Below are 9,397 nucleotides of genomic sequence, written 5' to 3'. Positions count from 1 at the left end.
GCGGGGGCTAGGGCTGCTGGAACTGCGGGGCCTGAGGCGTCCGGTCCAGCGGGGACAGGCGTTTGTTGCATCGCTCAAGCATAATGTAGGCCTGCCGTCGGGAACTACAGCTTGTCAGGGAAACATTGTCCGGTGAACGAAACAATCCAATGGAATGATTGGGAAGCGTTCTGCTGCGTGGTCGAGCAGGGGACGTTCACGGCCGCGGCGGAGCAGCTGGACTGCCCCAAGTCGCGTGTCTCGGCCGCAGTGGCGCGGCTGGAAACCGCCATCGGCGCCAAGCTGCTGGAGCGCACCACGCGGCGCATGCGCCTCACGGATGCTGGCAAGGCGGTCTACCGCGATGTCGCCCCCTTGTTTGCGCGCCTGCGCGAGATCCGCCAGGAAACGCTGGCGCGTGAGGAGCGCGTACAGGGCGTGCTGCGCATCGCCACACCCTATGAGTTCGGCGCCCAGCAACTGGGTGGCGTGATCTGCCGCACGCTGGCGGCGCATCCGGCGCTGGACGTGGCCGTGGAAATCACCCAGGGCCTGGTCGACCCGATCCGCGACGGGTTTGACGTGGCCTTCGTTGTCGTCGATACCGACCTGCCGGACTCCGGCACGGTGGCGCGCCGCATCTACCATGTCGAACGCGGCCTGTTTGCCGCGCCGGCGCTGGCGGCCAGCCTGCCGGCGCAGTTGCGCCCGGAAGACCTGGCCAATATGCCGACGCTGACCACGCCCGGCGACACCGTCTGGGAATTCACCCGCGACGGCCAGACCGTGTCCGTGCCTATCCGTCCGCGCATGCAGACCCACAACGCCGAACTGCGGCTGCAGGGCGCGCTGGCGGGGCTGGGCATCGCCCGGCTGTCGGTCATTTATTGCGAGGCCGAGATCGCGCAGGGGCGGCTGGTGCGCGTGTTGCCTGACTACCCGCTGCCGCCGCTGCGCGTGTTCGCGCTGCTGCCGGACCGGCGGCTGCAGCCGCGCAAGGTGCGGGCCTTCATGGAAGCGATCGAATCGATGATGGTGTCCGAGCTGGAGCCCGAGGCGGGCCTGGACGGGGGGATGGGGGCGGAAGCAGCCGCGAGCGGGCAGGCTGAAGGAGAGGCCCGCACGGCGGGTTGAGGGCGCTGGCGGGCGGCCACGGCCGGGGCCGTGGCAACGGAAAGGGCAGGAGCTCAGGCGCCGTCGGTGAATGCGTCGCGGCGGTCGGTGGTCCTGGCGCCGTCAGTGAACGGGTCGGCCTTGCCCAGCCTGGCGCCGTCCAGGAACGGATCGGCCTTGCCGGCGTGGGCGATGCTCCCGTCCAGGCGGGCGATGTCTGAAACGGGTTCGGAGGCGTGGGCAGCGGCCGCGGCAAACGACAGGGTGACGGCGCACAGCAGGGAAAGCGCCAGGCTGCGGCGTTGGGCGATGGTCTTCATGGTGTGTGGTCCTTCTCAGGCAGGGTGCGTGGCGGAAGCGCCACGGTGCCTGCAATGTAGGACTTCACACGGGGCAGAAAAAGGGTCAATTCTCGACACACTGTCCAGGGCTCTGGACAATGTGCCGAGCCGCCGCTGGCTCAGTAGTGCATGCCGAAGATGCTGGCGCCCAGCCGCGCGATCACCATCAGCAGGATCTGCGCGATCACGAACAGCACCAGCGGCGAAACATCGAAGCCGCCCAGGCGCGGTACCACGCGCTGGATCGGGCGCAGCACCGGCGCGGTCAGGTGGTCGATGGCCGGGGTGATCGGCGAATGCGGGTTGACCCACGACAGGATCGCCATCAGCAGCGTGACCCACATTACCAGGCTGATCGTCCATTTCAGCACATAGAGCAGGGCGGTCAGCAGCATGGCCGGCAGGAAGCCGAGCAGGTCGATGCCGCTGAGCAGCGCGACCAGCACCAGGAACACCATCGCGGTCAGCCATGCGCCCACCACCGTGGCCCAGTCAATGCCGCCCACCCCGGGGATGACCCGGCGCAGCGGGCGCACCAGCCAGTCGGTGATCTGGAACACCCCCTGGGACACCGCATTGCGCGTAGGCAGCCGCGTGAGCTGCATCCACACGCGCAGCAACAGCGCCATGCCGAACAGGGTGAAGACGGTATCCAGCAGGAAGAGAGCGATTTCCGAGAACATCGGTGCGTTTTCCGGTGACGGGTGAAGGTGTCTGCAACCGCACAGATTCTGCCATAGCCTGACGCCGGCACGATGCAACCGTGCGCCGGGCACATGAGCTGGCGGACATGTTTGTGCTGGCGCCTCGGTGCGCGGCCCCTATAATTGCGTGCGCCCGGTTGCGGGACCGGCCGCGCACCCGTGGTATTGCGCGTGGTTCCTGCGCTTTCCTCCTCCTTTGCGCTTTTTCGCCACCTTATGCCCAGCAAGTCCGTCCCGTCCCGGAAATCCACATCGCTTACCAAGGCCGACTTCGAGGCGCTCTCGGATTTCCGCTACCAGTTGCGGCGTTTCCTGCGGTTTTCCGAAGATGCGGCGCGCGCGGAAGGGCTGACCGTGCAGCAGTACCTGCTGCTGTTGCATATCCGCGGCTGTGCCGACAAGGACTGGGCCTCGATCGGCGAACTGGCGGAACGGCTGCAGGCCAAGCAGCACGGCGTGGTGGCGCTGGTCAACCGCTGCGAGGCGGCGGGGCTGGTCAGGCGCCGGCTCAACCCCGAGGACCGCCGCGTGGTGCAGGTACACCTGCTGGCCAAGGGCGAGCGCTACCTGAACCGCCTGGCGATGCTGCACCGGACCGAGCTGGAATCGCTGCGCGGCGCTTTCCGCGTGGCCCGCATCACCCAGTTCAACGACGACGGCGCCGAGCGCGCCTGAGCCGCGGCAGGCCTGCACTGCCAGCCAGTTACAGGCAGTTACCAATCACAGGTTCCGGTGACACCCGCTGGCTGCCGGCGGCCCTAGACTCGCGCGCATTCCCCAACACGCGCAGAGCGCAGGAGTCCTGACATGTCCATCCCCCTTCGTTCGGTTGTGCTTGCGGTGCTTGGCGCCGGTGCGCTGGCCGGGTGTGCCACGCCGTATGGCTACGACAACGGGTATGGCGGAGGGTACGGCGGCAGCTACGGTGGCGGCTATAGCAGCAGCGGCTACGGCACCAGCGGCTATGGCGGCAGCACCACCATCAGCGGCTACCCGGCGCAGCAGGGCTACCCGCAGGGGTACCCGCAGCAAGGGTATCCGCAACAGGGGTATCCGCAGCAAGGCTATCCCCAGCAGCCGTATCCGCAGCAGTCATATCCGGACGGCAGCTACGGCAACAACTACGGCAACCAGGCTTACGGCGTGCGCTACGGCTGGGTCGAGGCGATCGAGGTGGTGCCCGGCCAGCCGCCTTCGACCAGCGGCGCGGGCGCCGTGGTCGGCGGCATCGTGGGCGGACTGCTGGGCCACCAGGTCGGCGGCGGCCGCGGCAATACCGTGGCCACCATCGGCGGCGCGGTTGTCGGCGCGGTGGCCGGCAACGAGGTCGAGAAGCGCACCGGATCCTCGGCCGCGGCTTACCGTGTGCGCGTGCGCACCAGCGACAACGCCTACCTGACGCTGACGCAGTCCAACGCCTACCAGATGCGCATCGGCGACCGCGTCAAGGTCGAGAACGGCGTAGCCGTGCCGTACTAAGTGCCGAACAGCTGCGCGTAGTCCTCGCGCAGCTGGCGCTTGAGCAGCTTGCCCGCCGTGTTGCGCGGCAGGTCCGCGACGAACACGATGCGCTTGGGCACCTTGAACGGTGCCAGTGCCTGGCGCGCATGGGCGATCAGCTCTTCCTCGGCGGCGTCTTCATGGCCGCGCTTGCGCACCACGCAGGCGGCCACTGCCTCGACCCACTTCGGGTGCGGCAGTGCGAACACCGCTGCCTCGGCCACCGCGCCGTGAGTGTACAGACACTCTTCCACCTCGCGGCTCGATACCAGCACGCCGCCTGAATTGATCACGTCCTTGATCCGGTCCACCACGTACAGGTAGCCCTCGGCATCCATATAGCCGAGATCGCCGGAGTGGAACCAGCCGCCGGTGAAGGCTTCAGCGGTCAGTTCGGGCTTGTCCCAGTACTCCGTCAGCAGTTGCGGCGAGCGATGCACGATCTCGCCCAGCTCGCCGGGCGGCACGTCCTGCATGGTCTCGTCGACGATACGGGTCTCGACGTTCAGTACCGGCCGGCCGGCGGAGGCGGGGCGCCCGGCGTGTTCGTCGGGGCCCAGCACCGTGGCCAGCGGCCCGATCTCGCTCTGGCCGTAGCAGTTGTAGAAACGCAGTGCCGGCAGCTTCTGCTGCAGCTCAAGCAGCACCGGCACCGGCATGATCGAGGCCCCGTAGTAGGCCTTGGTCAGCGACCCCAGCCGCGCCGGATCGAAGTCCGCATGGCGCAGCAGCGCGATCCACACCGTGGGCGGCGCAAAGAAGCTGGTGATGCCCTCGGCGTGGATGGTGCGCAGGCAATAGCCGGCCTCGGGGCTGTCGGCGATCAGCGTGGTGCCGCCGCACAGCAGCAGCGGCATCAGGAAGACATGCATCTGCGCCGAGTGGTACAGGGGCAGCGCGGCCAGCGAGTAGTCCGATTCGCGGATATCGCAGGCGGCAATGGTGCTGACGTATTCGGCCAGCAGCGCGCGATGGGTCAGCACGGCACCCTTGGGGGCCGAGGTGGTGCCCGAGGTGTACAGGATCTGCGCAGGTGTGGTGTCGGTGAGCGAATCGGACACCGGTGCCGCGGGGCCGCTGGCGGCGGCTGCCAGTACATCGCGCACCTTGCCGCCGTGCAGCGTGCCGCTGACCTTGCAGGGCAGGCCCTCGACGCGGTCGGCCAGCGCCGGATCGGCAAAGATTGCGCTGGCGCCCGACTGCGTGACGATGTACTCGGCCTCCGCGCGCGTCATCGAGAAATTGACCGGCACATGGATCAGGCCGCTGCGCAGGCAGGCCAGCCACAGCAGCACATAGGCGTCTGAGTTCTTGCCGAAGGCGGCCACGCGGTCGCCGGGGCGCAGGCCCCATTGCGCCAGCGCGCCGGCCACGCGCGCCGCGGCCTGATCCAGTTGGCGATAGGTCCAGGCCCGTTCGCCGAAGCGGATCGCGGTCTTGCCCGGGCTGCGCCGCACGGCGCGGGCAATGGCGTCGGGAATGGTGTTGCGCAGGGCGCGCTGCTGCTCTGACTGCATGGTGTGGTCTCCATTGTTATGGTGGGGCCAGCAAGTCTTGAAGCCAAGCGCCGAGGATAAAGGCTGCCGCCCGGCCATGGCAAGGCGGCAGCGTCTCGGGGTGGGACTACAGCGCGTCGGGGTGGACTACAGCGCTTCCGACAGGAACACCAGCGCGCGCCCGTGGGCCAGCGCGGCGCTGGGCTGGTGGTAGGAGCCGCGCGCCCAGCAGTTGAAGCCGTGGTCCGCACCCTGGTAGACGTAGATCTCGCTGCCGGGTTTGCCGGCCATGGCGTCGCGCACGCCTTGCACGGCCTCTGGCGGGATGTGCGCGTCGAGCGCGCCGTAGTGGAACTGCACCGGCACACGAATGTTCGCCGCCTCTTGCAGCTGGTTCTGGATGCCGCCGCCGTAGTAGGGCACGGCCGCATCCACCAGCCCGCGCGCCGCGCTCAGGTACGACAGCAGGCCGCCGAAGCAATAGCCCACCGCCGCCACCTTGCCGGCGCCGGTGTGCTGGCGCAGCACCTGCACCGTGGCGGCGATATCGTCCAGCGCGGCGGTGACATCCACCGCCTTGCGCAGCGCCATGCCGCGCGCCATGTCGTCGCCTTCGTAGCCCAGTTGCAGGCGTGGCGCCTGGCGCCAGAACACGTCCGGCGCCAGCACCGCATAGCCGTCGGCGGCGTACTGGTCCGCCACGGCGCGGATATGCTCGTTGACGCCGAAGATCTCCTGCAGCAGCACAATGCCCGGCGCGCCGGGCTGCACGCCTGCCGGCGGCAGGCTCAGGTAGGCATCGAAGCTGCCCGCGGCGGTGTCAACGCGGATCCACTGGCTGTCGGGGATGGCTGTCATGGGGAAAGGCTCTCCGGAAGGGGGCTGAACAGGAAAGCTGCAAGTTTGCCACTGCGCGCCGCTTCGTGCAGGGCAGGGCGCCCTGCTGCTGCCGTCAGTACGCGCGCGACTGCTGGTAGCGCTTGTTCCAGTTGTCGGTGTAGGCCCTGACCACGGCGGCGTCGCCGCGGATCAGCATGCCGTTCTCGGCGTTGCGCTCCTGCGCCGACTTGGTGAAGTTGAACGATCCGGTGAAGACTGCCTGGTCGTCGAACACCATCACCTTGTTGTGCGCAATCGCGGGTTTGTTGTCGATCACCACCGGCACGCCGGCATGCTTGAGGTAGGTGGCACTGGTATAGCGCTCGGACTGCTGGCTCTTGTCCAGGATCACGCGCACGTCCACGCCGCGCCGGTGCGCCTGTGCCACGGCCTCGGCAATCGGTGCGCTGGTGAACGAATAGGCCTGGATCAGCAGGCGATGGCGCGTGCTCCGGATGGCATTGATCAGCAGCGCCTGGCAACTCGCGCCATCGGGCACGAAGCACAGCGTGTAGCCGCTGCCATCGGCAAACGGCTTGGCCGGCACCGGCTTCGCATCCGGCGGCTGGGCCGGCTTGCCGGTGCGCGCGGGAAAGTGGTTGGCGACGGCCTCGTTGAAGGTCTCGCTGATGCTGTTGGCGATGGTGTCGGTCACCTGGTCGAAGGTGGAAGCCGAGCGGGCGTGCGCCAGTAGCGCGAAGGGACTGAACGAGGTGAAGGCCGACACGGCGGCGGCCAGGCCCAGGCCCAGCACGGCCCGGCGAATGAATCTGTAAGTCACGGCGGATCTTTGCGTCGGTGAATGACGGCATGCGCGCGCCGCGCGCCGCATGCTGTCGGGGCGGGTTCGCAGCGTAGCAGCCGCATACGCCACTGGCAAAGCGTGATTGTGTAACAGGATCTGCGGCCGGCTATCCGGTGCAGCATCGCTGCACCGCCGCTGCCCTTGGGACTATCCGCACCCGCGCCTATGATGGATGGAACCCCCGCGGGTCCGCCCGCCAAGGAGAGGGATATGAGCAACCATACCTACAAGCTGGTCGAGATCGTCGGATCTTCACCCGATGGCTGCGACCAGGCCATCCAGAGCGCCATTGCCAAGGCCGGTGAAACCATCAAGAACATCGACTGGTTCGAAGTGGTGGAAACGCGCGGCCACATCACGAACGGCAAGATTGCGCACTACCAGGTCACGCTGAAGATCGGTTTCCGCGTGAGCTGAGTGCGGCGCCGCGCTTGCGCGGCGGAATTGCGCGACGGCACGGGCTGCGCTGCCTGTGCGGATTGGTGCGCGTGCTCGCTCCAGATGCAGCCTTCGGGATAAAAAAATCGGCCGACGCGAGACTGCCGTCGGCCGGGTGCAGGGAAACCTGGTGTCGTCAGCCCAAACGCGACCAGCTCAATCGAACTGGTACGAATAAGTCATGTTGATCCGCGGCGACCGACGGCTTGCATTGGTCGGCTTGTCACCTACCGGTTGTGCCACCGACAGATCCAGCGTGTAGTAGCGCCGGTCCGAGAAGCGCGCGCCAATGGCTACCGATGACAGGCTGCGGTGCGACAGCGACACGCTGTTGGAAAACACGCGCGCCACGTCGGCCGACACATAGGGCTGGATGGTGCGCAGGTAGGTCATGTCGGGCAGGAACAGGCGGCTGATTTCCGCCGAGGCCCCCCAGCCCTTGTCGCCCGCCACTTCGCCGGCGGGATAGCCCAGCCCGAAGAAGCGTCCGCCGAAGCTGATCTGCTCGCCCGAGGCCAGGCGGTCGCCGCTGTACTGGCCCGCCGCGGCCACGGTAAGGCCGAAGCCCGCCGGCAGGTCTTTCGACTGCGACAGCAGCAGCCGCGTGCGGAAGAAGCTCAGGTCGTTGGTGTTGTTCTGGCGGCTCGCGCCCAGCGCATCGAAACCCTTGTACAGGCCGAGCGTGGCATTGCGGCTCACGCCTTCGCCGCGCTGCGCGTAGGTCAGCTCCGCGGTGCCCACGCGCACGTTGGTGCCCAGCGTCACGCGCGTGCCGGTGGCGGTGTGGGTGTAGCGCTCGAACTGGTCGGCGCCGTAGAAGCCGCCGGTCAGCGTGAGCGTATGCGCGTTGGACAGCAGCAGCGGATAGCTGAGCGAGCCGCCGATGCGCTTGGTGTCGTTGACGTAGCGCGGATTGAACCCGATCGCCTCCAGCGTGGCGTTCTGCGGCACGCCTCGGTAGTGCGAGGCATTGAGCCGCGCGATCATGCCCTCGGTGCCGAGCGGCTGCGCGTAGCTGGCGGCGTAGTACTCCTCGTTGTCGCGGCCCTTGGGGAACAGTGCCGACACCGAGATCTGCTCGCCCAGCGGCGTCAGGCTGTTGCTGGTCGCGGTGGCAATGGCGCGCAGGCCTGGCGACATGTATTCGATGCCGGTGCCGAAGGTGAACGGCTTGCGCTTGACGTCGAGCACCATCTCGCAGGCGCCGTCGGTGGTGGTCGGCGGCTGCACCGTGGCCGCCACCTGCAGCCCGGGCTGCAGGGCCAGTGCATTGACGTAGTGTTCGAAGCGGTCCTGGCGTAGCGGGCGGTCCTGCTGCAGCTTCTCGGCAATGGCGCGCAGCCGGCCCTCTGCCGGGCCCGCCTTGCCTGTGACCGTCACCTTGGCCACATAGCCCTCGACCACGGTGATCAGCACATCGCCGTTGGCAAAGTCCTGCGCCGGCACGAAGGCAAACGAGAGCGGATAGCCGCGGTCCTTGTACATCTGCGTCACCGTGTTGGCCGCTTCCAGCAACTGCGCCACCGTGATCTCGCGATTGGCCAGCGGCTTGAACTGCGCGGCTACCTCCTCGAACGGCAGCGTCTTCGCGCCTTCGATGCGAAAGCGGCGCGGTGTCAGGCGTGCATTGAGCAGGTCCTGCATGGCCGCCTGCGGCCGTTCGACCTGCACGGTCACGCTGCTGTCGGGCCGGGCCGGAGCAATCTTCGGGAGCGTCTGGGTTGGGTCGCCCTGGACCGGGCTGCGCGGATCGGCCTGGGCCAGGCCGTGATGGAACGCGCCGACGCTGACCAGCAGCGCGGCAACGCGATGACGTGCACGCATGGCAAAACCCCTGTAAGGAAATACTGCGGCTATTGACGTCGCGTGCCACTGGCGCGGGGATTGCCGCTACCCCCGTGCGCCTGCTGTCCGATGCCGCCGGTTCAGCGCGTGGCCGCTACGTTGAATCTGGTGTGCTCCGCTGCCCGCGATCAGGCGATCGCCAGGGCAGAGGCTGAGGCTGGATTACTTCTGGCCGAGCGCGCCGGTCAGGCCGCCCAGCAGGCCGCCAACCAGGCCGCCGATGGCGCCGGTGGCGCTGGTGGTCGAAGTCTTGCTGGTGGTGCTGCCCGCGGTGGAGGTGGCGCCGCCGGTCACGGC

10 protein-coding genes and 1 pseudogene are annotated in these 9,397 nt (G+C 67.9%); 4 read left to right on the top strand and 7 right to left on the bottom strand.

The window, feature by feature from the left end; translation table 11 throughout:
• Positions 1 to 132: 132 nt before the first annotated feature.
• Positions 133 to 1,113, top strand: a complete 981-nt coding sequence (locus AC3WRR_RS31465) for a LysR family transcriptional regulator (RefSeq protein WP_010809801.1) — start codon at positions 133 to 135, stop codon at positions 1,111 to 1,113.
• A 53-nt stretch (positions 1,114 to 1,166) separates the two neighbouring features.
• On the opposite strand, the gene AC3WRR_RS31460 is transcribed toward AC3WRR_RS31465, so the two are convergent.
• Both AC3WRR_RS31460 and AC3WRR_RS31455 read right to left on the bottom strand, forming a co-directional pair.
• Positions 1,167 to 1,412, bottom strand: a complete 246-nt coding sequence (locus AC3WRR_RS31460) for a hypothetical protein (protein WP_492299088.1) — start codon at positions 1,410 to 1,412, stop codon at positions 1,167 to 1,169.
• Between the two features lie 140 nt (positions 1,413 to 1,552).
• Positions 1,553 to 2,116, bottom strand: coding sequence for a YggT family protein (locus AC3WRR_RS31455; protein WP_010809803.1), 564 nt, complete (start codon positions 2,114 to 2,116; stop codon positions 1,553 to 1,555).
• A gap of 237 nt (positions 2,117 to 2,353) precedes the next feature.
• On the opposite strand from AC3WRR_RS31455, the gene AC3WRR_RS31450 reads away from it, so the two are divergent.
• Together AC3WRR_RS31450 and AC3WRR_RS31445 are read left to right on the top strand one after the other, a co-directional pair.
• A complete protein-coding gene (locus AC3WRR_RS31450) occupies positions 2,354 to 2,812 on the top strand; it encodes a MarR family winged helix-turn-helix transcriptional regulator (protein WP_010809804.1) in 459 nt (152 codons plus the stop codon).
• A gap of 132 nt (positions 2,813 to 2,944) precedes the next feature.
• Positions 2,945 to 3,616 (top strand): glycine zipper 2TM domain-containing protein, encoded by a 672-nt coding sequence (locus tag AC3WRR_RS31445; protein WP_492299086.1) that lies wholly within the window; start codon positions 2,945 to 2,947, stop codon positions 3,614 to 3,616.
• On the opposite strand, the gene AC3WRR_RS31440 is transcribed toward AC3WRR_RS31445, so the two are convergent.
• The 3 genes from AC3WRR_RS31440 to AC3WRR_RS31430 form a co-directional block, all read right to left on the bottom strand.
• On the bottom strand, positions 3,613 to 5,154 hold the full coding sequence (locus tag AC3WRR_RS31440; RefSeq protein WP_010809806.1) for an acyl-CoA synthetase: 1,542 nt from the start codon (positions 5,152 to 5,154) through the stop codon (positions 3,613 to 3,615). The two genes, AC3WRR_RS31445 and AC3WRR_RS31440, sit on opposite strands and share 4 nt — an antisense overlap.
• Before the next feature lie 126 nt (positions 5,155 to 5,280).
• On the bottom strand, positions 5,281 to 5,991 hold the full coding sequence (locus tag AC3WRR_RS31435) for a dienelactone hydrolase family protein (RefSeq protein WP_492299084.1): 711 nt from the start codon (positions 5,989 to 5,991) through the stop codon (positions 5,281 to 5,283).
• A gap of 94 nt (positions 5,992 to 6,085) precedes the next feature.
• Positions 6,086 to 6,793, bottom strand: coding sequence for a phospholipase D family nuclease (locus AC3WRR_RS31430; protein ID WP_231881474.1), 708 nt, complete (start codon positions 6,791 to 6,793; stop codon positions 6,086 to 6,088).
• 234 nt (positions 6,794 to 7,027) lie between these two features.
• Between AC3WRR_RS31430 and AC3WRR_RS31425 the strand changes: the two genes are divergently transcribed.
• Positions 7,028 to 7,234, top strand: coding sequence for a dodecin (locus AC3WRR_RS31425; protein WP_010809809.1), 207 nt, complete (start codon positions 7,028 to 7,030; stop codon positions 7,232 to 7,234).
• A 177-nt stretch (positions 7,235 to 7,411) separates the two neighbouring features.
• Here the strand turns inward: AC3WRR_RS31425 and AC3WRR_RS31420 are convergent, their stop codons facing one another.
• Together AC3WRR_RS31420 and AC3WRR_RS31415 are read right to left on the bottom strand one after the other, a co-directional pair.
• On the bottom strand, positions 7,412 to 9,079 hold the full coding sequence (locus tag AC3WRR_RS31420; protein ID WP_492299082.1) for a ShlB/FhaC/HecB family hemolysin secretion/activation protein: 1,668 nt from the start codon (positions 9,077 to 9,079) through the stop codon (positions 7,412 to 7,414).
• 183 nt (positions 9,080 to 9,262) lie between these two features.
• A pseudogene (locus tag AC3WRR_RS31415) lies at positions 9,263 to 9,397 on the bottom strand (adhesin); the annotation flags it as partial.

Source organism: Cupriavidus sp. FW305-3-2-15-C-LB2 (genome assembly GCF_058787575.1).
The sequence above is the reverse complement of the archived record's forward strand: the minus strand, read 5'-3'. Positions and strand labels throughout refer to the sequence as shown.